We start from the raw sequence: 26838 nt of genomic DNA on the forward strand, positions 1-26838 counted from the left end.
CGGCGCTGGAGGAAGGAAGAATTCCCGAGGTGCGGCCGTCAGAAGGTGCCGGTCACGCCGAACGTCATGGAGAGCGGCGTGATGGTGAGCTGGCGCGGGCGCGAGGTGAACTGCAGGTAACGGTCGTTACCCTGTTCGGTGAAGTTGTTCACGTTCAGGAAGAGCGTGGCGTCGGACGACAGGCGGTAGGTGACGCCGGCGTTCATCGTCGTGAGCGGCTTGCGGTAGACGAAGAGCTGGATGTAGGCCGGGGCGGTGACCGAGAAGGTGCTGATGGTAGAGCCAACACCGTCGTTGTAAGATCCCGTGTAGTTCAAGTCGTAGGAGGCACCGAACTTGCCCTTGGTATATTGCAGGCCGAGATTGGCGGAGTGTTGGAGCAGGCCGGGGATGCCGCTGGTCTTGCGTTTGATGGTGATGAGGCCGTTCTCGATATGCATGTTGCCCGGGAGGTCAGCGACGAGCGCGTTGATGGCGGCGGTATTGTTGGTGAAGGGGAACACGAGATCGGCCCGACCTTGGAGGTAGGTGTAATTGGCGCGAACGGTGAGGCCCTTGAACAGGCCGGGCAGGAAGGTGAGGCGTTGCTTGTAGTCGAGTTCGAACCCGAGGGTCTTGACGTTGCCGATGTTCCGCGGAGTGAGCAACACCGCGCCATCCGTAATCACGGCGGGGTCGTCCACCACGACCTCCGTGCCGTTGGAGAGGGTGATCTTGCCTCCCGTGAACCGTCCCAAGCCGAAGTTGACGCCGGACGGCGGAAGGTAGTCGGTAATGCTCTTGGTGAAGATCGAGGCGGATAACACGCCGCTGTTCTTGAAGTAATACTCGAGCTTCAGTTCGCCGTTCTTGGCGACCTGCGGTTTCAAGCCGGGATTGCCGACCGTGATTGTCGGCGTGCCTTGGGCGTCGGTGCCGGTAGTGACACCCTGCACGAGCTGTAGCAGGTCGGGGCGGGAGTAGCTCATGGACCAGCTAGCGCGCGCTTTCATGTTCGGCGTGATGTCGTAAGCGAGGTGCGCGCTCGGGAAGAGCTTCTTGTAGCCGCCACGCGAATCGTTCCGATCGAAGTCGAAGGCCGCCCGCGCATAGTGATCCGGCTGCGCGGCAATGGCGGTGGTGCGGGCGCGGAAATAGGTCCAAGAACTCAGGCTGACGTCCTCTAGGCGCGCGCCGCCGAGAACCGTAAGTTTTCCGAGTTTAGCCTGAGCCTGGCCGTAATAAGAATCGACGCGCTCGTTGATGTGGCGCGAGCTCGTGAGTTTCTGCACCGCGTTAAAATTCACGTCCTCATACCACTTGGTGGTGTCGCCCAGCGTGGTGCTGACGGCCGCCGGATCGTAGACCGGCAGGCGCTGGCCGCCTTGGTTTTGCTCGAAAGTCGTGAGCGTCATCAACGGCAGGCCGGACAGGACGGTGCCGGCCACCGTATACCAGCGGCGTGGGTCGACTTGGAAGTTGTCGACCTTGCGGGTGATCGTGTCGCCGCCGACCTTGACGGTAACGGGAAACGCAAGGTTCAGCTCGTAGGAGGCGTTGAGATTGCCGGACCACTCGTTGGTGTCGGTGACGATGTTGCGCTTGTCGAAACGCACCGAGGTCTGGGCGACGGGGGCCGTGGTGGTGTTGGCGGCGGTGACCACGAACGAGGCGTAGCTATTCGGGTCGTAGACGCTGGGGCCGGCGGTCTGGGTGAAGACGCGACCTTCGCGGTTCGAGTTGTCGAGGATGAAACCGATCGGGTCCTTGGTGCGGAGCGTGAGCTGGCCGCCCTGCTGCTCGGTGCCGGCGCCGGCCTGCCAGTGGGTGCGGCTCATGCGCCAGGCGTGGTCGATCTTGAGGCGTCCGAGCTTATGTTCGAAGAAGAGCGAGCCGGTCGGATTGTTGCTCATAAACGAAAACCGGCGCGGCGTGAGGAGGAGCTGGGCGTTGCCGGTCGGGCGGATCTCGGTGCGGGTGGAGTTCGAACCGGCGACGATGCCGCCGCTGGGGTTTGTGACCGGGTCGTAGATCGTGTTGTTCGTCGAGAAGAACGGGTTGACGAACGTGTAGTGGAAATACGGCTCGCGGCCGGAGTTGTAGATGAAGCGCGCGGAAACTGTCGTGGAGTCGGACACGCGGTAGTCGGCGCGCATGCCGATGCCGGTGATGAAGCGGTGGTTCATGCCGCTGCGCTTATCGTAGTCACGGAAGTAGACCTGATTGGAGTCGGTCACCGACGAATACTGCATGAAGTCGTAGTCGAACTGCGTGACGATCTGCTGCTGGGCGAGGTCGACGGAGACGCCGAGGTTCTTCTTGCCGCCGAAGACGTCGAAGACTTCGCGGTAGCCGAGCGTGGCGACATAGCCGTAGGGATGCGTGCCGAGGTCTTCGTTGCGCTTGTTCGTCGGGGGATTGAAGCGGCCGGAAAGGCTGTAGTTGATGCGGCGCTTCTCGTTCATGGCGAGCGGGGAGCGAGTCTTGAGGTTGATCTGGCCACCGATCGAGTCGGCGCGCTTGTCGGGCGTCTGGCCGGCGATGACTTCGAGCTGTTCATACATCGCGGCGGAGAACGAGTGGAGCGTCGCGGTGCGGCCGTTGCCGCCAACGCCGGTGGCGGACATGCCGTCGATGTTGAGGCGCGTGAACGACTGGCCGTTGGACGAGACCATGCCGCGCACGGTGATGTTGTTGATCAAATTGTCTTCATCCGTGGTGAAGGAGATGCCAGGCATGCGCGCGAAGAGCTCACCGACGTTCTGCGTCGGCAGCACGCCCCACTCGTCGAGCGCGACAACGTTCTTTTGGTTGGCAGCGTTGCGCTGTTCGGTGACGGAAAGCGCCTGGCCTTCCTTCACCGTCTGCACGGTGAAAGCCTCGAGCATCACGATGTCGGAGGTCTCGAGCGTCAGGGTCAGGTCGGATTGGCCACCGGCGGCGATGACGATATCCTGCGTCAGGTCCTTGAAGCCGGAATAGGTCGCGACGACTTGGGCGTTGCCGGCCGGCACATCATAGATGACGAAGCGGCCGCTCTCATCGGAGAAGCCGACGCGGCCCTGCACTGTGACTTGGGCTCCTTGCAGAACATTGCCGGTGCTTTTGCTGACGACGGTGCCGGCGACCCGGCCCGTGTCGGCGGCGAGGGCGACGAGGCCCGCAGTGAGGAAGACGAAGAGGCTGGTTGCGTTGCGCAACAGCCGGACGAACGGAGTGCGACTCACGATCTGGATGCTCATGGTATGCAGGTTTTGGCCGCGTCGAAACGAAGGGGGGAAACGCGGCCGAGGTGTTAGAGCTTCGAGTTACGCCCAACCGGCACGCCGTCCAAGTCGAATTCTCTCGCCGTTCCGGCCGTCGCGGCCCGCTCAGAGTGAGGCCGGAAAACCCTCTGACATTTTCGTCAAAAAGTTCATCATTCCTGACAATGCTCGTTTACCCCTGAACTCAGGTCCGCCGGCCGGGCGCGGCCTTGCCGCTGTGGCGGAAGGCCAGCGGCGAGATGCCGTAGGCGAGTCGGAATGCGCGCGAAAAACTGTAGATCGAGCCGAAGCCGCATTGCTCCGCGATCTCGGAAACGCGCTGCGGCCCCAGCCGCAACAACCCGCACGCCTGCTCCAGCCGGAGCCGGCGCAGGTGCCGGCCGATGCTCACGCCGCAGGAGGCGCGGAAGCGCGCGCGCAGGTGGCTCGCGCTGATGCCGAGGGAGCGGGCCAGCTCCTTGATGCTCGGCGTCGCGCCTGTGCGTTGGGCGATCTGGTTGATGCGGATCATCAGGCCTTGGTCGGGTTCCGGCGCGGGCGGCGGGGCTTGGTGCGGCGCCGTGTGTTTCAGGCGGCGCATGCGCGCGAGCAGCAGCGCCAGCAACAGCACCGGCAGTTCCTCCGTGCGTTCGGTCTCGTAGGCTTCGACCAGCTCGGCCGCGAGCGTGCGCAGCGGCGGGGTCATCACGAACGGCCGGTAGCGCAACGCCGCGAGGGGCTCGGCGTCGTTCAGCTCGAAGGTCACGAACAGCCACGAAATCTCCGGGCGTTGCGGCTGCGTGTAGTGGTGGAACTGAAACGGGAACACCAGCAGCGCCTCGCCGGGGTTGAGCCGGAGATTTCGGTCGTCGACGCACACCGTGACCGCCGTGCGCAGCGCGCACATGAACACGAAGCGATGGTGCAGGGCGCGCCCGCGGCGGGGCTTGTTGAGCTCGTCGGCGCGCTGGCGCTGGAAGCAGACGATGTTCGCCGGCAACGGGAGCGGGGCCGGGCGGCGACCGAGCAGCTGGAAGTTCGGCTGCGGGAGCTTCGAGACGAGTTTCCTCAGGTCGGGGGCGGCGGGGTGTGGCATTTTCGTCAAAAACTTCGTCGTTTCTGCTAGTTGTCGTGGCGGGAGCGAGCCCTATTCTAGCCGTCCCGATGAACTCGCTTCCTCTGCTCGAACGCTGCCGTTTCGAACACGCGCCCATCTCCGTTTTCGCGCACAGCCGGGAGGCATCTTGCGCCGTCGCCGCGGAAATCGCCGCGCTCATCCGCGAGCGCGCCGCCGCCGGCCGGTCGTGCGTGCTGGGTCTGGCCACCGGTTCCACGCCCGTGAGCGTCTACGCCGAGCTGGTGCGGCTGCACCGCGAGGAGGGCCTGAGTTTCAAGCACGTCACGACGTTCAACCTCGACGAGTATTTCGCGCTCCCGCCGACGCACCCGCAGAGCTACCGGCGGTTCATGCAGCACCACCTCTTCGACCACATCGACATCGAGCCGGCGCGCACGCACGTGCCCTCGGGCATGATCGCCAAGAGCGACGTCGATGCCCATTGCGCCGCCTACGAGGCGGCGATCCAGGCCGCCGGCGGCATCGACATCCAAATCCTCGGCATCGGTCGGACGGGCCACATCGGTTTCAACGAACCCGGCAGCCCGCGCCACTCGCTCACGCGCCTGGTTTCGCTCGATCCCCTCACCCGCCGCGACGCCGCGGGCGATTTCGGCGGCGACGCGCACACGCCGCGCTACGCCATCACGATGGGCGTGCGCTCCATTCTCAACGCCCGCCGCCTCATCCTCATGGCGTGGGGCCAGCACAAGGCCGAGATCGTCCGCACCGCCATCGAAGGCGAGGTCAGTTCGCACGTCACCGCGTCGTTCCTGCAGGAACACGCCAGCGCGACCTTCGTGCTCGATGCCGCCGCCGCCGGATCGCTCACGCGCTTCCGCACGCCGTGGCAAATCGGCCCGCTGGAGGAACAAGGCCTCGCGTGGGACGAGCGCATGACGCGCCGCGCCATCCTCTGGCTCTCGCAACTGCGCCAGAAGCCGATCCTCAAACTCACCGACGACGACTACAACGAAGCCGGCCTTCAGGACCTCCTCCGCGCCCAAGGCTCCGCCTACGAGGCCAACCTAGCCGGCTTCTACGAGATGCAGCACACGATCACCGGCTGGCCCGGCGGCCGCGATCCGCGCCGCGCCAAGCCCGGCGACGCACCCGTGCGTCCGCTGCGGTCCAAATCCGCCAACGTCTTCCCGAAACGCGTGCTCGTGCTCTCGCCGCATCCCGACGACGACGTCATCTCGATGGGCGGCACGCTCTGCCGGCTCGTCGACCACGGCCACGAAGTCCACATCGCCTACGAAGTTTCCGGCGCCAACGCGGTGTCCGACGAAGCCGCGTGGCGCGTCCTCGCGTTCATGCGCGACAGCGGTTTGGTCGACGTGACCAATCGCGCGCGCCTTGAAGCCATCTGCGGCGAACTCACCGCCGGCACCGCCGCGCCCACCGCCGAGCTTTCACGTTGGAAAGGCCTCATCCGCCGCCACGAAGCCATCTCCGCCGCCCGCGTCTGCGGCGTGCCGGAAGCCCGCCTGCACTTCCTCGATCTGCCGTTCTACGGCGCCGCTCCGCGCACGCGCCGCTACAGCGCCGAAGACATTGCCCGCCTCCGCCGTGTGCTCGATGAAGTGCAGCCGCACCTCATCTACGCCGCCGGCGATCTCGACGACCCGCACGGCACGCACCGCCTCTGCCTGCAGGTCCTTCGCGATGCGCTCGCGCAAGCCGCGCAGGAAAAGGCCGCGTGGCTCGACCAGAGCGAACTCTGGCTCTACCGCGGCGCGTGGGCCGAGTGGCCGCTCGACGAGATCGATCTCGCCGTCCCGCTCAGCCCGCAGGAAGTGCTGCGCCGCCGTCGCGCGATTTTCCGCCACGAGACGCAGAAGGATCAGGCGCTTTTCCTCGGCGAAGACCGCCGCGAATTCTGGCAACGCACCGAGGATCGCAGCCGTCGCCTCGCGCAGGCCTACAACGCTCTCGGCCTCGCCGAATACGAAGCCATCGAGGCGTTCCGCCGGCACACGCCTGCGGATTTCATCGCGCAAAACGCGTTCTGACGCCGCCGCGCGGCGCGGGCGGTCTCAGCGCCGCCCGTGATTCGCGCTGGCGGTCGACACCGCGAGCTTGCCGTCCGGCGCGGGCATGTTGCTGCACCCGGCGAGCAGCAGCGCGAGAGCGAGGAGCGAGAGGAGGCGTTTCATGGAACCCTCCGCTTAAAATCTTCGCCCGCCGGCGTCAACCGGCGCGTGCGGCTCACACTTTGATGAACCAATTGCGCCGCCACATCGCCGTCGCGATCGCGAGGAACACCAGCACGAAGCTCACCGCGAACGCCAGCGACGCGTTCAGCGGACTCAGCCACGACGCGAACAAGTTGTCGTAGATCGCACCCTTCAGCGTCACACGCGCGCCACCCGCGCCCGTCCATTGGATCAGCGTGAGCAGCCGGCCGATCAGTCCCGCGAGCACGAACATCGCGAGCGCGTTCATCCCGTAGATCGTGAACGGCAGCGCCCAGCCCCGCCATCCGCGCACGTCGATCGTCCAGTGAAACACGCCGAGCCACAACGCCGCCCAGCCCGCCATGAAAACCGTGTAGGAACTCGTCCAGAGGTTCTTGTTGATCGGGAAAACACTGCCCCACCCTGCCCCGATCGCCAGCAGCACCGCGCCGCCCACGACGAGGCCAAGCGACGTCCGCGCGGGCGCTCGCACGCCGCGCAACCAGTAGCCCGCGAGCGTGCCGCACAGCACCGTCGCGATCGCGGGCAACGTCGAGAGGATGCCTTCCGGATCGAAGCCCGGCGCCGGCGCGCCCGACCACGTGTGGCCCGCGAGCAGATGCGAATCGATCCACCACGCGAGATTGCCCTTCGGTTGATCGATCATTCCCGCGCCGTAGCCCGGCACCGGCACGAGCGTGAGCAACGCCCAATAACCCAACAACAGCGCCACCGCCCACACGAGCTGTCCGCGCCAGCCGGTGCGGAGAAAAATCGCGCTCGCGACGAGGTAGCAGACCGCGATGCGCTGCAGCACACCGGGAATGCGCAACGACAACGGCGCGAAGTGATGCGTCGGCAACAAACCGAACGGAAACGCCGCCAGCAGCAGCCCGAGCCCGAAGATCACCGCCGCGCGTTGCAGCACGTGGCGAAACAGCTGCGCGCGATCCGCGCCGGCTTCGACGCGGCGCGCCGTGGAGAGCGTGAGCGACACGCCGACGATCCAGAGGAAGCTCGGAAAAATGGTGTCGGTGAGCGTCCAGCCGTGCCACTGCGCATGCGCCAAGGGCGGATAGATCGCGCTCCACGTGCCGGGATTGTTCACGAGCAACATACCCGCGATCGTCGCCCCGCGGAACGCGTCGAGGGAAACGAGACGTTCGGTGGGTTTCATAGAATGACGAAATCGCCTACTCGTGCTGGTGCGTGCGGTAGGGCGCGACCGCTGGGCCCGCCGCGAAAGCGGCAACACGTTCTCGGCGCGCCCAGCGGTCGCACCCTACCCCGAGGCCAGTCACCTTGTCGGTTCATGGTTTCGATTCGGCCTGCGGCCACTGCACCCACACGCCGAGGTGATTGCCGACCGGGCGCCACTCGCCATCGCTCGGCTTGTTGGTGATCAACGAGCCATCGGCGCGCTTGAAGTAGAATGACGTCGAGCCACCGCCGTCCAGCGCCACGGCGTCGTGCGCGCCTAGTTCGAGGATGAGATCGGCCATCTCGGGCAACGTGGCTCCGACGCTGTAGCCGGGCTGGCGGCCCTCGACCGTGAGAAGAATCAGTGTCTTGCCGTCAGCCGTGACGCCAGCCGCCGTGCGCGGATGCCGGACTTTCGGGGCGACGCGCGCCGTCGCGCCGAGATTGCGGCCGGCTTCGACGAGGAGCGTGCCCGGTTGCTTGCCGTCGTCGCTCGGTCCGATGCCAGCGACGGCGCAGCGCACGTCAGCGAGATCGGCATCCGTCGCGTAGGCGGCGCGCGCGTGGTCGGCGTAGACGAGCAACGCCGGATCGCCGCGCCCACCGACAACTCGGGCCGGCGAGACGAGTCCGTGTTCGCCCTTGCTCAAACCACGGATGTCGGACGCCGCGCCGGTCGTGTAGCGCACCTTGTCTTCGCCGAGACCGGGCTTCGGGTTGATCATGGCGAAGAAGCTGGCGTTGATGGCGAGCGTCGCACCGTTGGCCTGCGCCCACTGGTTCACCGGCAGGAGTTTCACCTCGGTGCCCGCCGGATCGCCGGCGGCGGGTGTGAGCGGCTCGGTGGCGCCGACGTGCACGCGGGGCGCGTCGAGATGGATCTTCGCCCAGAAGCCGCGCAACGGGCCGGCGGCGGTCTGCGTCTCGATTGTGCCGTAGACGATCGGCTCGGCCGCGCGGACGCCGACAAGCGCGAGCGCGCACGCGAGGAGGAAAACACGGGGGAGATTACGGGCGTCCATGGTTGGCGAGCATCACGGCGAGTTCGTCGAGTTCGGCGCGCGCGGGGCGGTCCGGCGTGCCGACGTGGCGGTTGAGCATGAAACTGAACGCCACGCGCTCGCCGGCGGCGGTCGTTGCGTAACCGGAGAGCGTCGCGGACCAGCGCAGGCCGCCGGTCTTGGCGCGGACGTTGTTTTCGGCCGCAGTGCCGCGCATGCGGTTGCGCAACGAGCCGTCGCGTCCCGCGATCGGCAGCGAGGCGGCGAACGCCTCCGACTCGCCGTGCCGCGCCATGTAGCGCAACAGGCTGACGGTCGCCTCGGCGGTGGTGAGATTGTTGCGCGAGAGACCGGAGCCTTCGTCGAAGATCACCTGCTTCGCCGGCACGCCGCACTCAACCATGAAGCCCTCGAGCGCCTCGACCGCCAGTTCGTCGCTGCGTTGCGTCGCTGGCGTCGTGGATGTGCGCCGCAGCTCGCCGAGGTGGGAGAAAATGAGATCGGTTTCGAGATTCTGCGACGGCTTCATGAAGCCCGCGACGAGGTCGCGCAGCGGCGGCGACTCGAGCGCGCCAAGAGTGATGTCAGCGCGGACGGGCGGCTCGGGCCAAATCGCACTCCGCGCCTGGCCGTCGACGGCGATCCCGGCACGGCCCAGCGCTTCTTTGAGCGCCGCAGCAAACCACTGCGCCGGCCGGAAAACGGGCGCCTCGGTCTTCACGGACTTCGCGCCGACAGCCAACGCGCCGACGATCTCGACGGTTTGCGTGCCGAATATCCGCCGCGTGTCGACGCCCCTCGATGGCTTCGCGTCCGCGTCGAGCGTCTCGGTGCGGTTGACAAAAGTGAGACCGGACAGCGGCTCCAGCACCTCGAACGTGCACGGTTCGCCCGCCTTAGCACCGGGCGTGACGCGCAACTCGACGAAGTTATCGCAGAGCGTGACGCCGGAGATCTCCGCGCCGAAGTCGTTGCGCATGTCGTCGACGGACCAACTTTCCCCGTCGGGCGGCTGGCGCAGCCACGTGCCATCGGCCACGACGTCACCGCGGATGTGTTTCACACCGGCGCGACGCAGCGCGTCGACGAACGGCTGGAACACCGACCAGAATTCCTGCGGCTTCTCACGCGCGCCCCAGCTGGGATCGCCGCGGCCCGCGATGACGAGGTCGCCCGGCAGCGTGCCGTCGGGTTGGACGGCGGCGGTGGCGAGCAGCGGCGTGCGGATGCGGTAGTAGCCGCCGAGATGCGCGAGGGCCATCGCGCCGGTGTAGAGCTTCGAGTTCGACGCCGGGCTCTGGCGCACGCGCGGCTGGAACTCGGCGAGCGTGGCGCCGCTGTCGAGCGACACGATTTTCACGCCCCAAATCGCGCCCTCGAAACGCGGCTGGGACACGAACGCGGTGATTTCATCCTGAAGCGAGGCGGCGCGGAGCAGCGCGGTGGTGAACGCAACCAACACGAGAAGGAGCCGGGGCAAGAGCGTCATCGCGCGCGCACTCAGCCACAGCGCCGAGCGCGAGGCAACGTCGGAGCGCGGGTTGGGGCTTTCGGCTAGGCGCGCGTGGCTTGCCTGCGTTGCGGCGCAGGATTCTGCTCGGGGCGCCGTGAGTTCCCCAGCGCTCGTTCGCGAGCTTTCCTTTTCTGCGCTCGATATTCCGTTGTTCGTTCCGTTCGGCATTTCCGGCGGCGCGCAACCGGCCGCCAACAACGTGTTGGCGTGCGTCGAACTCGCCGACGGCACCAAGGGCTATGGCGAAGCCGCGCCGCTCCCGCCCTACAACGGCGAGACGCAGGCCGACGCCCTCCGCGCGCTCGCCGCGATGCGCCCGCTCGTGCTGGGCCGCGATGCGACGGACTGGCAGGCGGTCGCCAGCTGGGCCCGCGACGCCGGCGGCGCGCAATGCGGATCCGCGCAGTGCGCTTTTGAGATGGCTTTGCTCGATGCGCTGACGCGTCAGCGCGGGCAGTCGCTCACGCAATTTTTTGGCGGCGCGAGCACCACGCTCGAGACCGACATGACGGTGACGACCGGCACCGCGGCGCAGGCGGCCGAGGACGCGCGGGCGATCCGCGCGCGCGGCATCCGCCAGATCAAGGTGAAGGTCGGCGGCGCGAAAGGGCCGATGCACGATCTCGAACGCGTCGGCGCGATCGCCGCGGCGGCGCCGGATGCGCCGCTCATCCTCGACGGCAACGCCGGCGTCTCCCGCGAGCACGCCCGCGAGCTCGTGAAGGGGCTGCGCGCCGCGAAGATCACTCCCGCGCTGCTCGAGCAATGGCTGCCGAAGGACGACTTGAACGGCATGCGCGCTTTGCGCGACGAGAGCGGCTGGCTCGTCGCGGCCGACGAGGCGGCGTGCTCCGGCGAGGATGTCGCGCGCATCGCCGACGCCCGCGCGGCCGACGTGGTGAACATCAAGTTGATGAAAGCCGGCGTGGCCGCGGCGCTGGAAATCGTGCGCGTCGCGCGCGAACGCGGCATCGGGCTGATGATCGGCGGCAACGTCGAGTCGATCCTCGCGATGACTTTCTCCGCGTGCTTCGCGTGCGGGCACGGGGGCTTCCAATTTGCGGACCTCGACACGCCTTGGTTCCTCTCTGAAAACCCGTTCGAGGGCGGTTACGTCGCGAACGGCGGCATGCTGTCGGTCGCCCACATCGCGTCGGGCCATGGCGTAGTTCCGCGTAAGAAATGAAGCTCGCGCGCCGCGCGATTTCCAGAATCTTGCCCGGCATGAATCGACTCGGTTTCTGGCTCGCGGCGGCGTTGAGTTTCGTGGCGGCGCACGGTGCCGACTACGATGTGATCATCGTCGGCGGAAGCGTAGTCGACGGAACGGGACGACCGGCCTTCACGGCCGATGTCGCGATCAAGGACGGCAAGGTCGCGAAGATCGGCGAAATCACGGGCAGCGCGACGACCCGCATCGACGCGCACGGCCTCGTGGTCGCGCCCGGCTTCATCGACGTGCACACGCACTCGGACGATCTCGTCGAGCGGCTGCCGCTCTCGGAGCACTTCCTGAAGATGGGCGTGACGAGCATCGTCGTCGGCAACTGCGGCGTCTCGAACGCGAGCGTCGGCGATTTTTTCGCGCGCTTGGAGAAGAACGGCGTGTCGCCGAACGTCGCGACGCTCATCGGCCACAACACGGTGCGGAAAGCGGCGATGGGCGGGATTTTCGATCGGGCACCGACGGTGGCGGAATTGGCGGAGATGAAGCGGCTCGTCGATCTGGCGATGAAGGACGGTGCGGTGGGACTTTCGACGGGATTGATTTATCTGCCGGGCACGTTCGCCAAGACGGAGGAAATCGTGGAACTCGCGAAATCGATCGCACCCTACGACGGCATCTACGCGAGCCATATGCGCTCGGAGAGCGGCAAGATTCTCGAGGCGATCGATGAGTTGCTGCGCATCGCCCGCGAGGCCGGCGTGCGCGCGGAGTTGTCGCACATCAAACTCTCCGGCGAGAAATCGTGGGGCCAAGCCGACAAGATTCTCGCGCATCTCGACGAAGCGCGCGCGGCCGGCGTGCGCGTGAAGCAGGACCAGTATGCCTACACGGCGTCGAGCACGGGGATCAGCCAGCTGATCCCGGACGAGGCGTTCGACGGCGGGCACGCGAAGTTCGTGGAGCGTCTGAACGACCCGGCGGAGAAGGCGAAGATCGTCGCGAAGATGAAGGCGAGCATCATGGGACGCGGGCGGATGGACTATGCGTATGCGGTCGTGGCTTCGTTCCGCGGCGATGTGACGCTGAACGGGATGAACATCGTCGAAGCGGCGCGGAAGTTGCGTGGCTCGGATTCGCTGGAGGATCAGATTGAGGTGATCCTGGAGATCGAGCGGCGTGGCGGCGCGAGTGGCGTGTTCCACGGGATGAGCGAGGAGGATTTGAAGAAGTTCATGGCACATCCGCAGACGATGATCGCGTCGGACAGCGGCGAACGCGTGTTCGGCGAAGGCGTCCCCCACCCGCGTGGCTACGGCAACAACGCGCGCGTGCTCGGGCGCTATGTGCGCGAGTTGCACGTGATCACGCTCGAGGATACCGTGCGCAAGATGACGAGTTTGCCGGCCGAGCATTTTCAGCTGCGCGGGCGCGGCGTGTTGCGCGAAGGCAACTGGGCGGACGTGGCGATTTTCGATCCGGCGAAGATCGGCGATCCGTCGACCTACAAGGATCCGCATCACTACGCGGTCGGCGTGCCGTTCGTGCTCGTGAATGGCGTGGTGGTCATCCGCGACGGCGAACACACTCGCGCGAAGCCGGGCATGGCGCTGAGGCACGTCGCGCCGACGAGCGCGCGTTAAGCGGCTCAGCCGATTTTCCCGAGTAGCGCGGCGAGTTGGCGGCCGAGCGCGGCCAGCATTTCCGAATAGGAAACGGGGTCACCGCGGCTGATCGCTCCGCTCATGTAGAGCGAGAGCAGGATCGCATTCGCCGCCACACCGGCGGCGACGGTTGCGGTGGTAATTCGGCGCAGGAGCGAGTGCTCGCGCGTTTTCGCCCAGACGAGGCCCCAGCCGGCCATGACAAACAGCGTCGCGCCCTCGAACGAGCGGTTGCCGAAGGACGAGCCCCACCACCAGCACCACCACGAGGCGTTCAGGTAGGTGATCGCAGCGAGCGCGACAAGCCACGCCCACGGCAATCGGCCGCGCGCGACCGCAACGACAAGAGCGATCACGCCGACCGTCATGAGCGGATGCCAGTAGAGCCAGCCGTGCTGCGGCGAGAAGAGCGTCGCGAGGAGTTGCGGGTGCGCGAAGTAGAACGGCTCGCTGTCGTAGGTATCGAAGCGCCACTCGCCGTGAAGCTGGCGTTGGGCGAGCAGCTGGAGCGCGACCAGCGCGAGCGCGGGCACAAGCGCCCAGGCCAGACGACGCCAAGCCGTCCCAGCCGTGCCCTCGGCCGATAGCAACCGACCGATCACCCACGCCGGGAAAAGCAGGTAGGGCGCGCAGATCGGCCGGGTGATCAGCAGCAGTCCCGCGGCAACGCCACCGACGATCCAGTTGATGCGGCGCTCCGGATTCTGCTCGCAAGCAAGAGCGCGATCGTAGAGCAGCGCGACGAGCGCGAAGGCGAGACTGTGCGGCATGTTGATGCGCGCCGTTTGATAGTAGAGCAACGGGCTCACGAGCCAGCCGACGAGAAGGCCCACCAGGGCCGCGTCGGCATCGAGAAATCGAGCGAGCACGCGGCGCGCGGCGAGGAGGCCGAACACGACGTAGCCGAGGTGCCCGAGCCAAATCACGAGGAAGTAGACGGGCTGCCAGCCGTCCGCCGGACCGCCAGTCGCGAGGGCAATTGCATGGGCTATAAGGAAGAACGGCAGCGTCGCCACCGCCCAACCGATCGGGTATTTGTTGCGCACGCGGCCAAGGGGCGTGGGTGGTTCGGCTTGCGCGCGAACGCGGGCGGACTCGTCGATCGTGGGTGCCTGCGCGAGATCGTTGCGGAAATCGAGGTCTCCATCCACGACCGCCGATCTCACCCAGAAATAGTAGGAGCTGTCGTCCGCGCCCTGCATCATGAGGCGCGGCGGCGTGCGGGCGAACATGTCCCAGCCTTGATGGAGCGATGCCAGGGCGCCGAGGATCAGGGCGGCGGCAAGGAGGAGACGGGCCATCGCCCGCATCTCAGGCGGGCGCCGCGGCGTTTGCAATCCCGGGCCCGCCGACGCGCGTCATGAACCGGAGGGAAAAAGAAAAAGCGCGGCCGGCGGCCGCGCTTCGTGGGTCGAGAGGAATGCTCGCTCAGCGCTTGCGGCGCTTGAGGGCGAGCTGCACGCCGCTGTAGCGAACGAGATTTTGCAGGTGTTCGAGTTCCTGCGGGTCCATCGTCTTGGCTTCGGCGAGCTGTTGCTCGGCGCGCTTCATCGCGGACTCGACGGCGTTCTCGTCGATCTTCTCCTCGGTGATCGCATTCTCGGCGAGGACGCGGACGGAGTCGCCTTCGATCTGGGCGAAGCCGCCGCTGATCGCGAGGAACTGCGTCTCCGCCCCCTTCGCCACGCGCAGTTCGCCGGAGGCGACTTGCGTGAGCAGCGGGATGTGGCCGGGGAGGATGCCGATCTCGCCCTCGACCGTCGGAATGACGACGGAGTCGATGGTGTCGGTGTAGACCTTCGCTTCCGGGGTGACGATTTCGAGTGTGAGAGACATGGCTCGGGGAGAAGTATCAGGTGACAAGTATCAAGTAACAAGGAGTCTGGCCGTCTTGATACTTGGCTACTTGCTTCTTGTTACTTGCGGCGGGTTTATTTCTTTCCCGCCGCGGCGAGGACTTCGTCGATGCCACCCTTCATGTAGAAGTCGGTTTCGGCGACGTCGTCGAGCTGGCCGTCGAGGATCATCTTGAAGCCGCGGACGGTCTCCTTGACGGGGACGTATTTGCCCGGCGTGCCGGTGAAGACTTCGGCGACCGCGAACGGCTGCGAGAGGAAGCGCTGGATCTTGCGGGCGCGGTAGACGGTGAGCTTGTCCTCGGGGGAGAGCTCATCGAGACCGAGAATCGCGATGATGTCCTGCAGGTCCTTGTAGCGTTGGAGCACGCGCTGAACTTCGCGGGCGACCTTGTAGTGTTCCTCGCCGACGACGTCGGACTGGAGGGCCTTCGAGACGGAGGCGAGCGGGTCGACCGCGGGATAAATGCCGAGTTCGGCGATCGAACGCTCGAGCACGATGGTGGAGTCCAAGTGCGCGAAGGTGTTCGCGGGCGCCGGGTCGGTCAGGTCGTCCGCGGGAACGTAGACGGCCTGCACGGAGGTGATGGAGCCCTTCTTCGTCGAGGCGATGCGCTCTTGGAGAATACCCATTTCGTTCGCGAGCGTCGGCTGGTAACCGACGGCGGACGGGGAGCGGCCGAGGAGCGCAGACACTTCGGAGCCGGCTTGCGAGAAACGGAAGATGTTGTCGATGAAGAGCAGCACGTCCTGGTTCTTCTCGTCGCGGAAATACTCCGCCATCGCGAGCGCCGAGAGGGCGACGCGCATACGGGCGCCCGGGGGTTCGTTCATCTGGCCGTAGACGAGCGCGACCTTGGACTTGGAGATGTCCTTCTGGTTGATGACGCCCGCGTCGGACATTTCGTGGTAGAGGTCGTTGCCCTCGCGGGAACGCTCACCGACGCCGGCGAACACGGAGTAACCGCCGTGCGCCTTGGCGATGTTGTTGATGAGTTCGAGAATGACGACCGTCTTGCCGACGCCCGCACCGCCAAACGCGCCGGCCTTGCCGCCCTTGATGAAGGGGCAGATGAGGTCGATGACCTTGATGCCGGTTTCGAGGATCGAGGCCTTGACGTCCTGGTCGACGAGGAGCGGAGCCGGACGGTGAATCGGGTAGGTCTTGGTGAACGGAACCGGGCCCTTCTCGTCCACGGCCTTGCCGGTGACGTCGAAGATGCGGCCGAGAACGCCCTCGCCGACCGGCACCGAGATCGGCGCGCCGGTGTCGACGACGGGCATGCCGCGCACGAGGCCTTCGGAAGAGGACATCGCGATGGTGCGCACGAGGCCTTCGCCCAAGTGCTGCTGCACCTCGAGCGTGAGGTGCTCCTTCTTGCCGGCGGCGGTGAAGTCGACCGTGAGGGCCTGATAGATGGGCGGCACGGTGTTCTCGGCGAACTGCACGTCGACGACGGCGCCGATGACTTGGACGATTTTGCCTTGGTTGCTCATGACGGGAACGTGGGCGGGGTGGTTAGATTAAAGGGGGCGCCTGCAAGCAGGCTCCTACAAGTTGGGAGGCGTGGGTTACGATTGGGCCGAGAATTGGGCGGCGGCGATCTCGAGGATTTCCTGCGTGATGCCGGCTTGGCGGGCCTTGTTGTATTCGAGGGTGAGGTCGCCGAGGAGCTTCGTGGCGTTGTCCTTGGCAGTCTTCATCGCGACCATGCGCGCGCTGTGCTCGGAAGCCTTCGCGCTGAGCGCGAGCTGGTAGACGTAACGGTTCACGTAGAACGGCAGCAGCGCTTCGAGAACGGCCTGCGCGCTCGGCTCGAAGAGCATGTCGCGATCGTCGTGCTTCGCGCTGTGACCGGATTCGCTGCGGAGGTGGTCGACGAAGTCGCGGACGTTCGTGAGCGGGAGCAGCGGGCGGAGCGTGGGCTCCTGCACGAGCGTGTTCTTGAAGCGCGGATAGATGACCTCGATGGTGTCGATCGTCCCCTCGAGATACATCTGCATCATGAACTCGATGACGGGCTTCACTTCGGCGAAGCCGACGCGGTCGGTGACGGTGAAGTCGGCGACCATGTCGCGCTTGGTGCGGCCGAGGAACTGCGCGCCCTTGCGGCCGATGGCGACGAACTTCGCCGGCGTTTTGACGTCGAGGATGAGCTTGAAGAGGTTCGCGTTGAGCGGACCGCAGAGGCCCTTGTCGGTCGAGATGACGAGGATGCCGCGGGTTTTGACCTCGCGCTTCACAAGGAACGGATGGAGCGACTCGTCGACGCGGCCCGCGAGCGCGGCCAGCATGTCGGCCATGAGCTGCGCGTAGGGGCGGCCGGCCATCGCGGCCTGCTGCGCCTTCTTCATCTTCGATGCGGCGACGAGCTCCATCGCCTTCGTGATCTGGCGGGTGTTCTTGACCGACTTGATGCGTCGGCGGATGTCGCGTGTGGAAGCCACGGTGATTTAGATGTGCTGCGGGAGCGTTCGGCTCGTCGGGACGACTCGCCCTACCTTACTTGGCGGCGAAGGTGGACTTCCACTCGTCGCACGCGGTCTTGAGGCCGGCTTCGATTTCGGCGTCGAGGGCGGCTTTGGTGCGGATGGTGGTGAGGAGGGCGTCCTTGCGCGTGGTGAAAAATTCGCGGAGCGAGTTGGCGGCGCCGACGATGTTCTTCACGTCGATGGACTCGAAGTAGTTTTTCTGGAGCGCCCATAGGACGGACGCCTGCACTTCGATCGAGATCGGGTTGAGCTGCGGCTGCTTGAAGAGTTCGACGATGCGGGAGCCGCGGTCGAGGGTGGCCTTGGTCTTGGCGTCGAGGTCGGAGCCGAACTGCGCGAAGGCCGCGAGTTCGCGGAACTGGGCGAGCTCGCCCTTGAGTTTACCACCGACCTGCTTGGTGACCTTGATCTGCGCGGACGAACCGACGCGCGAAACGGAGAGACCGACGGACACCGCGGGACGGATGCCTTGGTTGAAGAGGTCGGTTTCGAGGAAGATCTGGCCGTCGGTGATCGAGATGACGTTGGTCGGGATGTAGGCCGAGACGTCGCCCGCCTGGGTCTCGATGATCGGGAGCGCGGTGAGCGAGCCCTTGCCGGAGAGACGCGCGGCGCGCTCGAGGAGGCGGCTGTGGAGATAGAACACGTCGCCCGGATACGCTTCGCGGCCGGAGGGGCGCTTCAGAATGAGCGAGATCTGGCGGTAGGCGACGGCGTGCTTGGAGAGATCGTCGTAAACGATCAGCGCATCCATGCCATTTTCCATGAACCACTCGCCGATGGCCGCGCCGGAGAACGGAGCGAGGTATTGGTTGGCGGGGTTGTCGGCGGCGGGAGCGGTGACGATGACGGTGTATTGCAGCGCATCGGCGGCCTCGAGGGCGGCGATGGTGCGCGCGATGTTCGACTGCTTCTGGCCGACGGCGACGTAGATCGAGTAGACCGGGCGAAAGTCCTTGTTGCCCGACGCGAGGCCGACCTTGTTGATGCGGGCCTGGTTGATGATCGTGTCGATGCAGATCGTGGTCTTGCCGGTGCCGCGGTCGCCGATGATGAGCTCGCGCTGGCCGCGGCCGATCGGGATCATCGAGTCGATCGCCATGATGCCGGTGAAGAGCGGCTGCGAAACGGACTTACGGACGATGATGCCGGGGGCGATCTTCTCGACGGGATAGAATTCCTTGGCGTCGATCGGGCCCTTGCCGTCGACGGGGCGGCCGAGCGCGTCGACCACGCGGCCGAGGAGCGCCTTGCCGACGGGAACGGAGAGGAGCTTGCCGGTGGTGGAGACTTCGTCGCCTTCCTTCAGCGAGGAAACGTCGCCGAGCACGACGCAGCCGACCTCGTCTTCTTCGAGGTTGAGCGCGATGCCGATGGCGCCACCGGGGAACTGCACCATCTCGTTATACATCACGTCGGAGAGGCCTTCGATCTTGGCCACGCCGTCGGCGACGGTGCGAATGTTGCCGGTGTTCTTCTTGACCGCCTTGGAGGACAGCTTGGCGATCTGTTGTTCGATTTGTTCGATGACGTTGCTCATGGGAGCGCGTGGCGCGGTTGAGAGTTAAGAGCTGAGAGTGGGAGACGGACCGTGGGGTTAGACGGAGGCGGAAAGGGCGGCGAGCTGGCCGGCGACGGACGACTCGTAGATGTCGGAGCCGACGCGGACGCGGAGACCGGCGAGGAGCGCGGGGCTGGGCTTGGCGATGGCGGTGACCTTGCGGGAATACTTCTTCGTCATCGCGGCCTCGATGGAGGCGAGCGTGGCGGCGTTGACCGAACCGGCGTGCTCGACGACGGCGCGAGACTTCGCGACCTCGTTGGCAACGTGGCGGTGATAAAGCTGGAGCAGCGCGAGCGGGTGGCGCGGCTGGTGTTTCTCGATCCAGCCGAGGACGCCGGCGACGCGGTCGGCGGAAACCTCGCCGTCAACGACGCTCAGCTTGAAGAGCTGCTTGGCGAGGAGCTTGGTTTGCTTGTCGGCGGCCATGGCGTGCGCGGCGGGAAAACGGATTAGAGCGACGCGAGTTCCTTCGCGGCGGTGTCGTTGTAGGCGGCGCGATCGGCGTCGGTGAGCTTCTTGGCGAGGACGCGCTCGGTGGTGGTGACGACAAGGCGGGCGATCTCGCCGCGGGCGTCGTTGAGCATTTTCTTGTGCTCGAGCTCGATCGACTGCTGGGCCTTGGCCATGAGATCGGCGGACCGCTGGAGGGCTTCGGCGTTCTGCTTGTCGGTGTATTCCTTCGAGGTCTTGCGGGCCTCGTCGACGATCTTCTGCGCCTCGAGCTGGGCGTTCTTGACGATCTGGGCGCTCTCCTGCGCGGCGGCGGCGAGCTTGGCCTGCATCTCCTCGGCGTGCTTGAGGCCGCTCTCGATCTTCTTGTTGCGCTCTTCCATCGTCGCGACGGTCGGCTTGATGCCGAACTTGTAGAGGACGACGAAGAGGATGAGGAAGCTGGCGATCTGCCAGACGACGTAGTGCCACTCGATGCCGAACTTCTCGACGATGGACGCGTCGCCGGCGGCGGCGTGCGCAGCTTCGGTGGTGGCGAGGAAGAGGGAGAGCATGGCGGGAGCGGGAGAGCTGAAAAGGGACTGGCGGCGCGGCTTGCGGCGCACGCCGCCAGTTAAAGAAACGAGCTTACTTGGCGAGGAACAGCGCGAGGATGCCGAGACCTTCGGCGAGCGCCATACCGATGATGGCCTGGACGAGGATCTTGCCCGAAGCGCCGGGATTGCGGCCGACGGACTCAGCGGCCTTGGTGCCGATGAGGCCCACGCCGATGGCGGCGCCGAGGAGACCGAAAGCGGAGGCAATGTTGCCGGTGATTTCAGCGAGGAGGAGGTTCATGGTGGTGTTTGTTTTGTTGGTTAGAGATCCGCCGTGCGCACATCGTTGGCACGCTCCCGGCGGGAAATTTTCAATGGTGCGCTTCGCCGTGGGCGCCGTCGTGCGCGTGATCGTGGTCGTCGCCGTGATTGCAGATCAGGCCGACGTATACCGCGGAGAGGAGGGTGAAGACCGTCGCCTGGATGAGGCCGACGAGCAGCTCCATGAAATAGAACACCGGGAAGAAGCTGGTGCCGTGCAGCAGATTCTCACCGCCGAAGACGTTGCCGAAGAGACGCACCGACAGCGTGAATGGACGGATCAGAATGGAGAACACCTCGATGCAACCGACGACGAGGAACACGAGCGACAGAATCGGGTAGAGCCAGCCGGGCGTTTCCTTTTTGTCGGCCTTGTTGCCGAAGAGATCCCAGAGGATGAGCTTCGGGCCGGCGTATTTGAAGATGATGATCAGGTAGGCGCCAAACGAGATGAGCGCGAGCGCGATGGTGCTGTTGAAATCCGCCGTGAACGGTCGGACCCACGGCGTGAAATGCGTGCCGTGCTCGGTGTGCGACTCCCAGCCCACGGTGCCGACGCCCGGGAGCAGGCCGGACCAGTTTTGGATGAGAATGAAAATGAAGAGCGTGACGAGCAGCGGGAACACTGCAGGGAATGCCTTCTTGCCCACGATCGGTTCGAACAAGTCGCGCAACGCTTCGAGCAGCGACTCGAACACCGACTGCGCCTTGCCCGGCAGCACCTGCGGCTTGCCGACGGCGTAGAGGATGAGGCCGATGATCACGAGCGACACGACCCAGCCTGTCATCATCGAATTCGTGATGCGCCAGCCGCCGCCGAGATCGAACAGCACCGAGGCCTTGGGATCCACGCCTTCGGCAAACGCGGCCGTAGCCGCGCCGAGCGACAGGGACAATGCGAGGAATTTGGAGACGATGCGCATGCGATTCCGAATGGGGTGCTTTCGGGAGGGAAAGAAGAGAAAGTTGCCGCCGCGAAGACCCGTCAACCCTTGAAATAAGTTTCCCGGCCCGGGAATCCCGGAATTAGCGGCGCCGCGATTTTCGTCCCGCCGCGCTAATGAGGCCTATTAAGACGCGCAGTGCGGGCTTGCGCCACGCGGCGGCCTGGGCGACTTGTAAAACATGGACGCCCCCGACCGCGATCTCCTCGAGCGCACCGCGCAGCCCCGTTACCCGAACGGCGAGCGCAAGCTCGCGCGGGATCCGTTCATGCAGGCGACGTGGGTGTTGTTGGGGGCGGCTGCCCTGGCCCAGTTAATTCTACTGCTGGCGCCGGATGTGATGTCCTGATCGCCACCAGCGAGTGGTAGCTCGGCGCACGCGCCTGGAAAACCGTTTCCTGTTCCAGCGGCCACGGTGCCGCCGAATCGCGGCGCCAAGTTTGGAGCGTGGCGACGGTCGCCTCGACCTCGCGGAAATACTCCTCGTGATCGGTGCGAAAATAGAAACGCGCGCCCTCCCCTGCCCGACCGGCGACCGCATTGAAGAAATCCGCCTTCAGCAGCCGGTTCTTGTTGTGCCGTGCCTTCGGCCACGGGTCCGGGAAGAGCACCCAGACTTCCTCGAGCGTGACGCCGGCCGGCAGGGCGTTGAAAAACTCCCGCGCCTCGGCGCGCATGAAGTGGCAATTGGCGAGTTGGGCGCGGTCGCGCTTTTTTCCGCTGCGAGCGAGCCGGTCCATGATGATGTCCACGCCCACGCAGAACTTGTCCGGATTCTCGCCGGCGTAGCGCACGAGAAAGTGGCCGTGACCGCAGCCTACTTCCCACACGATCGCGCGCGGCGCCGGCAGGAGCGTCGCCAGCGCGCGCTGCAACTCGGCGCGGCGCTCCGTCACGCGGGCGAGGAACTCGGGTTTGAACGTCACGCGCGCAGTCCGCCGCGCCCGCGTGCGGGCGGCAAGCGCGAAGCGCGGCGCGCAGGCCAGATGCGATCTCCGTTCTGCGCCACGCACAGGTCAGCGCGAATGCAATCGCCGCTCGTCACGCGCCCGGGGGCGTTTGCGAGGTGGTCGCCGCTGTCCCGGCGGCGACACGCGTGCGAACGCAGGGATGACGGGCAGGTATGCTGAGGCCTACGCAGATCCTTGGCGCCGTCGGGACGACGGCGCCCACCTTCAAGTCGTGCGGCCAGCTGGATGCTGGCGTTACTTTGTTTTCGCGACCACGCGCGGGAGGCGCACGAAAATCGCCGTGCCCTTCCCCACTTCGCTCTCCGCCCAGACGCGGCCGCCGTGCAGTTGAGCGGTGTGCTTCACGATGCTGAGGCCGAGACCGGTGCCTCCGCTCTCACGCGAGCGGCCTTTTTCGACGCGATAAAACCGCTCGAAGATGTGCGGCAAATCCTCCGCGGGAATGCCTGGACCGGTGTCGCGCACGACGATTTCCACCTCGCCGGCGGCGGCGAGGGCGCGGCCTTCGACGACGATGCGTGCACCCGGCGGGCAATACTTCACGGCGTTGTCGAGCAGGTTGCCGAAGAGCTGCGTGAGCTTCTCGGCGCTGCCGGAGATTTCGCCGAGTTCCTCGTCGAGACGCGATGCGAGCGCATGACGGCGTGCGTTGGGACGCTGTGCGGTATCGTCGACGAGAGTCGTGATCAGCGCGCGCAGGTCGATCGGCTCGAAGTTCACGCCGGGCGTGGCCGACTCGAGCCGCGAAAGCGTGAGCAAGTCGGCGATGATGGCGTTGAGGCGGTCGCTATGGCGCTGGATGGTGCCGAGGAATTTCGCGCGCTCGTCGTCAGACATCGTGGCGTGGCCGTCGACGAGCGTTTCGACGTAGCCTTTGATGACGGAGAGCGGCGTGCGCAGCTCGTGCGAGGCGTTGGCCACGAAATCGCGGCGCATGCGCTCGAGGATGCGCTGTTGCGTCATGTCGTGGATGACGAAGAGCGCCCATTGCGACTTGCCGTCGGGTGAAGGAATCGGCGCGCCGGAGGCTTCGATCCACGTGGAGCCGGCGCCTTGGTTGATCTCGAATTCCTGACGCGGCAGCGGCTGGCCGGCGCGCGTGGCGCGCACGTAATCGAGGAAGGCCGCGCTGCGCACGATGAGTTCGAGGCGGAGATTCACCAAGTCGCGCGATGCGGGAAAAATTTCGCGCAGCGCGCGATTGGCGAGGTGGATGTAATTCGATTCGTCGACGATGAGGACCGCCTCGCGGAGATTGCCGAGCGTGGCCTCGAGTTGCGTGAGCTGGTCGGTGCGCTGCTGCTGGAGAGTGATCTTGTCGGCGATGAGGTGATTCACGTCCTCGGCGAGTGCGGGCCACTCCGGCAGATGATCGACGCGTCCCTCGGAGTTGAGGAGTGGTTGCTCGAAGCGAATCGCGCCGCGCAATTGCTCCAGCAACCGGTTCTGCCGCACCAGAAGGCGGAGCGTGAACAGGAATGCGATCAGCAGCGCGGCCGCGACGAGATAGATCATGCCGAGGGTTTCTTCTCGGCGATGCGGTAGCCGACTCCGCGGATGGTTTCAATCCAGTCGGCTTCGGCACCGAGTTTTTCGCGGAGGCGGCGAACGTGCGTGTCGACGGTGCGGGTCTCGATTTCCGCGGAGTAATTCCAGACGTTCACGAGGAGGTGCTCGCGAGTTTGCACGCGACCTTGGCGCTCCATCATGAGGCGGAGGAGCTTGAATTCCGTCGCGGTGAGTTCGACGTGTTCGCCGCCGACGGTCACGCGATGCGTCTCGCCGTCGAGGAGGATGGAGCCGATTTGGAGGCGCGCGGAGCTCGGGGGCGGCTGCGCGAGGCGGCGGAACATGGCTTCGACGCGCAGAACGAGTTCCTTTGGGCTGAAAGGCTTGGCCAGGTAGTCGTCCGCGCCGCTTTCGAAGCCCTCGATGCGGTCCTGCGGCTCGGTTTTGGCCGTGAGGAAAATGATGGGAACGCGCGCGAGCTTCGGGTCGCTGCGGAAGAGCCGGCAGATCTGCAGGCCGGTTAAATGCGGCATCATTATGTCCAGAATCGCGAGGTCCGGGTGAAAATGCCGGGCTTTGGCGAGGCTCGCGGTGGCATCGTTGAGGGTTTCAACGAGGAAGCCGCGCGCGCGGAGGTTGTAGGCAACGAGCTCGGTGACATCCGGCTCGTCGTCGACCACGAGGATCTTCTTTTTCTCCATTGGGCCCGAGTATTGTGACGGATGCGAAACGCTCCAGAGCAATTCCGCCGCGTCACGTGATTGTTACAGCGCAAAAAGGAGGCAGACAACCGTGCCGGCAGACGCTCGGGACAGGAGCGAACATGGACCGGGTCGCCGCGGCGGTTCGAGGTAGGGCTATTGCGTTTTTGAACGCAATGCAGCCGGGGTCGCTAACCCCGGAAGGGCGCTTTTCCGAGGGAAGAAGCGCCGGCCGGGCCCAGCGAGCCCGGCTACAGAAAAACCCCAAAGACTCTACACGAATCATGTGCACCGGAGCGCAAACGACTGCGGGCAATTTCCACGTGGAACGTCACGGAGGGCGCAGGCCTTTTTCGCTAAATTGAGGAGCGCGCCCGAAGACGAACCGACTCGACGGTCGGCAGTGCGGACCATGGAGCGAGCACGCAGCCGAACCTGAGGAGGAGAGGTCGCCGGGCAGGGCGGGCGCCCGACCGATCCTCTGAAGCGTGTAACGGCGGCTACCGAGCGACCTGACTGCGTGTCCCGCGCCAGCCAACAGAATCACGTCTGCCGTTCGCTCGCGCGCTTCGCCGCAGCGAGACGCACCATGAGGATACTGATGTCGGCCGGATTGACGCCGCTGATGCGGCTGGCCTGGCCGAGGTTGACCGGCCGGAATTGCTGGAGCTTCTGCGCGCTTTCGCGGCGGAGGCCGGGAATTGAAAGATAATCCAGGTCGGCGGGCAGGGCGATCCGGTCGACGTCGCGGAGCTTCTCGATCTGCCGCAATTCACGCTCGAGATAGCCACGATAACGAACGCGATACAGCACTTCGTCGCGCACCGCCGCGCCGGCGGCATCGAGCTCCGCGGGTAGGGCGGGCAGCGCTTCGGAGCGGCGAATCAAGTCGCCCCAACGGCCGCCTTCAGTGCGATTTTGCTCCAGCCAATTCACCCAGTGATTTACGGCCTCGCGTTTGCGAGATATTTCATTTAATCTGTTACTTGTCAGTAGTTTATAAGATTCAATATGCACACCGAGCCGAAGCTCGGCGCTACCGTGATTTAGGAGCAAGCGGTATTCTGCGCGGCTCGTGAACATCCGGTAGGGCTCGCTGGTGCCCTTGGTCACGAGGTCGTCGATCAGCACGCCGATGTAGGCTTCGTGGCGGCCGAGGACGAGCGGAGACTCTCCCCTCACCTTCTGCACGGCGTTGATACCCGCAAGGAGCCCCTGACAGGCCGCCTCTTCATATCCGGACGTGCCGTTGATTTGCCCCGCGAGAAAGAGATTTTCGACCTTGCGCGACTCGAGCGATGGGAAGAGCTGTTGCGGCGGCGCGAAGTCGTATTCGACCGCGTAGGCCGGCCGCAGCAGCTCCGCATGCTCCAAGCCCGGGATGCTGTGCACGAGTTGGAGCTGAACATCGAACGGCAGGCTCGTGGACAGGCCGTTGATATAATACTCATTCGTGTTCCGGCCTTCCGGCTCCAGATAGAGCATGTGCCGGGGCTTGTCGGCGAAGCGGACGAACTTGTCCTCGATGCTCGGGCAATAGCGCGGCCCGGTCCCGACGATTTCGCCGGAATACATCGCGGATTTATGGAGATTGCTCCGGACAATCTCGGCCGACTCCGGCGTCGTGTAGGTGATCCAACAGGAGACCTGATCGGCGCCCGGCGCCCAGCCCAACCGGCGCTCGCCATGGTGTTCCACGTGGAACAACTCAGCATCTCCCCGGGTGTCGTGAAAAGCAAAGAAAGTAGGCTTCTCGTCACCGCGCTGCTCCTGGAGTGCCGAGAAATCGACGCTTCGCCCCAAGATCCGCGGCGGCGTTCCCGTCTTCAAGCGCTGCAACTCGATCCCTGCTTCCAGCAAACTCGCTGATAAGGTCTTCGCGCTGAAGTCGCCCAAGCGACCGCCTTCATTCATGTTCCGGCCGACGTGCATCAACCCGCGCAGAAACGTGCCGGTGGTCACGACAACCGTTCGGCCGCGAAACTCCACATCGAGGTTCGTGCGGCAACCGATCACTTTGCCGCCCTCGAAAATCAAGCCTGTGACCGTGGCCTGAAAAATCCGCAAGTTCGGCTGCAGTTCCAGCGTGTGCTTCATCCGGAACTGATACGCCTTCTTATCGCACTGCGCCCGGGGAGACTGCACCGCCGGGCCCTTCGATTCATTCAGCAACCGGAACTGGATGCCCGTGACATCGGTGTTGATGGCCATCTCGCCCCCCAGCGCGTCGATCTCCCGCACGAGCTGCCCCTTGGCCTGGCCGCCGATGGCCGGATTGCAGCTCATCTGGGCGATCGTATCGATGTTGCCGGTCAGCAGCAGGGTAGAGGCCCCGCGCCGAGCCGCGATCAGGCAGGCCTCGACACCCGCGTGCCCGGCACCACAGACAATCACATCGTAAACCCGATTCGGCATTATGTTTCGATATT

21 protein-coding genes are annotated in these 26838 nt (G+C 65.4%); 3 read left to right on the top strand and 18 right to left on the bottom strand.

What is annotated here, in order from left to right; all coding sequences use genetic code 11:
* Positions 1–38: 38 nt before the first annotated feature.
* Both HZA32_09230 and HZA32_09235 read right to left on the bottom strand, forming a co-directional pair.
* Complete coding sequence (locus HZA32_09230; protein ID MBI5424261.1) at positions 39–3221, bottom strand: TonB-dependent receptor; 3183 nt, start codon at positions 3219–3221, stop codon at positions 39–41.
* Positions 3222–3429: 208 nt separating this feature from the next.
* Positions 3430–4320 carry a helix-turn-helix transcriptional regulator gene (locus HZA32_09235; protein MBI5424262.1) on the bottom strand — a complete coding sequence of 297 codons (891 nt, stop codon included), beginning with the start codon at positions 4318–4320 and terminating at the stop codon, positions 3430–3432.
* 68 nt (positions 4321–4388) lie between these two features.
* On the opposite strand from HZA32_09235, the gene nagB reads away from it, so the two are divergent.
* Positions 4389–6356 (top strand): glucosamine-6-phosphate deaminase, encoded by a 1968-nt coding sequence (nagB, locus tag HZA32_09240; GenBank protein ID MBI5424263.1) that lies wholly within the window; start codon positions 4389–4391, stop codon positions 6354–6356.
* Between the two features lie 196 nt (positions 6357–6552).
* Here nagB and HZA32_09245 read toward each other — a convergent pair whose 3' ends face one another.
* The 3 genes from HZA32_09245 to dacB all read right to left on the bottom strand — a co-directional run bounded on the left by HZA32_09245 (position 6553) and on the right by dacB (position 10211).
* The gene (locus HZA32_09245; GenBank protein ID MBI5424264.1) at positions 6553–7698 is read right to left on the bottom strand and encodes a DUF5009 domain-containing protein; all 1146 of its coding nucleotides are present in this window, start codon (positions 7696–7698) and stop codon (positions 6553–6555) included.
* A gap of 133 nt (positions 7699–7831) precedes the next feature.
* Positions 7832–8743: a phosphodiester glycosidase family protein gene (locus HZA32_09250; protein ID MBI5424265.1), complete on the bottom strand. Its 912-nt coding sequence runs from the start codon at positions 8741–8743 to the stop codon at positions 7832–7834.
* A complete protein-coding gene (dacB, locus tag HZA32_09255; protein ID MBI5424266.1) occupies positions 8730–10211 on the bottom strand; it encodes a D-alanyl-D-alanine carboxypeptidase/D-alanyl-D-alanine-endopeptidase in 1482 nt (493 codons plus the stop codon). Before dacB ends, HZA32_09250 begins: the two co-directional genes overlap by 14 nt.
* A 118-nt stretch (positions 10212–10329) precedes the next feature.
* Between dacB and HZA32_09260 the strand changes: the two genes are divergently transcribed.
* Together HZA32_09260 and HZA32_09265 are read left to right on the top strand one after the other, a co-directional pair.
* On the top strand, positions 10330–11421 hold the full coding sequence (locus HZA32_09260) for a dipeptide epimerase (protein ID MBI5424267.1): 1092 nt from the start codon (positions 10330–10332) through the stop codon (positions 11419–11421).
* 38 nt (positions 11422–11459) lie between these two features.
* Positions 11460–13043, top strand: a complete 1584-nt coding sequence (locus HZA32_09265) for a D-aminoacylase (GenBank protein MBI5424268.1) — start codon at positions 11460–11462, stop codon at positions 13041–13043.
* Between the two features lie 5 nt (positions 13044–13048).
* Here HZA32_09265 and HZA32_09270 read toward each other — a convergent pair whose 3' ends face one another.
* The 13 genes from HZA32_09270 to mnmG form a co-directional block, all read right to left on the bottom strand.
* Positions 13049–14365 carry a hypothetical protein gene (locus HZA32_09270; GenBank protein ID MBI5424269.1) on the bottom strand — a complete coding sequence of 439 codons (1317 nt, stop codon included), beginning with the start codon at positions 14363–14365 and terminating at the stop codon, positions 13049–13051.
* Between the two features lie 127 nt (positions 14366–14492).
* Positions 14493–14900, bottom strand: a complete 408-nt coding sequence (atpC, locus tag HZA32_09275; protein ID MBI5424270.1) for an ATP synthase F1 subunit epsilon — start codon at positions 14898–14900, stop codon at positions 14493–14495.
* A 95-nt stretch (positions 14901–14995) separates the two neighbouring features.
* Complete coding sequence (gene atpD / locus HZA32_09280; protein ID MBI5424271.1) at positions 14996–16417, bottom strand: F0F1 ATP synthase subunit beta; 1422 nt, start codon at positions 16415–16417, stop codon at positions 14996–14998.
* Between the two features lie 75 nt (positions 16418–16492).
* Positions 16493–17368 carry an ATP synthase F1 subunit gamma gene (atpG, locus tag HZA32_09285; protein MBI5424272.1) on the bottom strand — a complete coding sequence of 292 codons (876 nt, stop codon included), beginning with the start codon at positions 17366–17368 and terminating at the stop codon, positions 16493–16495.
* Positions 17369–17423: 55 nt separating this feature from the next.
* Positions 17424–18953: a F0F1 ATP synthase subunit alpha gene (locus HZA32_09290; GenBank protein ID MBI5424273.1), complete on the bottom strand. Its 1530-nt coding sequence runs from the start codon at positions 18951–18953 to the stop codon at positions 17424–17426.
* A gap of 57 nt (positions 18954–19010) precedes the next feature.
* On the bottom strand, positions 19011–19403 hold the full coding sequence (locus HZA32_09295) for a F0F1 ATP synthase subunit delta (protein ID MBI5424274.1): 393 nt from the start codon (positions 19401–19403) through the stop codon (positions 19011–19013).
* Positions 19404–19426: 23 nt separating this feature from the next.
* Positions 19427–19981 (bottom strand): F0F1 ATP synthase subunit B, encoded by a 555-nt coding sequence (atpF, locus tag HZA32_09300; GenBank protein ID MBI5424275.1) that lies wholly within the window; start codon positions 19979–19981, stop codon positions 19427–19429.
* Between the two features lie 73 nt (positions 19982–20054).
* A complete protein-coding gene (locus HZA32_09305) occupies positions 20055–20264 on the bottom strand; it encodes an ATP synthase F0 subunit C (protein MBI5424276.1) in 210 nt (69 codons plus the stop codon).
* Positions 20265–20334: 70 nt separating this feature from the next.
* Positions 20335–21075 carry a F0F1 ATP synthase subunit A gene (locus HZA32_09310; GenBank protein MBI5424277.1) on the bottom strand — a complete coding sequence of 247 codons (741 nt, stop codon included), beginning with the start codon at positions 21073–21075 and terminating at the stop codon, positions 20335–20337.
* A 419-nt stretch (positions 21076–21494) separates the two neighbouring features.
* Complete coding sequence (locus tag HZA32_09315; protein MBI5424278.1) at positions 21495–22154, bottom strand: SAM-dependent methyltransferase; 660 nt, start codon at positions 22152–22154, stop codon at positions 21495–21497.
* 279 nt (positions 22155–22433) lie between these two features.
* Positions 22434–23714, bottom strand: a complete 1281-nt coding sequence (locus HZA32_09320; protein ID MBI5424279.1) for a histidine kinase — start codon at positions 23712–23714, stop codon at positions 22434–22436.
* On the bottom strand, positions 23711–24409 hold the full coding sequence (locus HZA32_09325; protein MBI5424280.1) for a response regulator transcription factor: 699 nt from the start codon (positions 24407–24409) through the stop codon (positions 23711–23713). Before HZA32_09325 ends, HZA32_09320 begins: the two co-directional genes overlap by 4 nt.
* 543 nt (positions 24410–24952) lie before the next feature.
* Positions 24953–26824 (bottom strand): tRNA uridine-5-carboxymethylaminomethyl(34) synthesis enzyme MnmG, encoded by a 1872-nt coding sequence (mnmG, locus tag HZA32_09330; GenBank protein ID MBI5424281.1) that lies wholly within the window; start codon positions 26822–26824, stop codon positions 24953–24955.
* Between the last annotated feature and the right edge of the window lie 14 nt (positions 26825–26838).

Source organism: Opitutia bacterium, assembly GCA_016217545.1.
In the GTDB taxonomy this organism is placed as follows: domain Bacteria; phylum Verrucomicrobiota; class Verrucomicrobiia; order Opitutales; family Opitutaceae; genus Didemnitutus.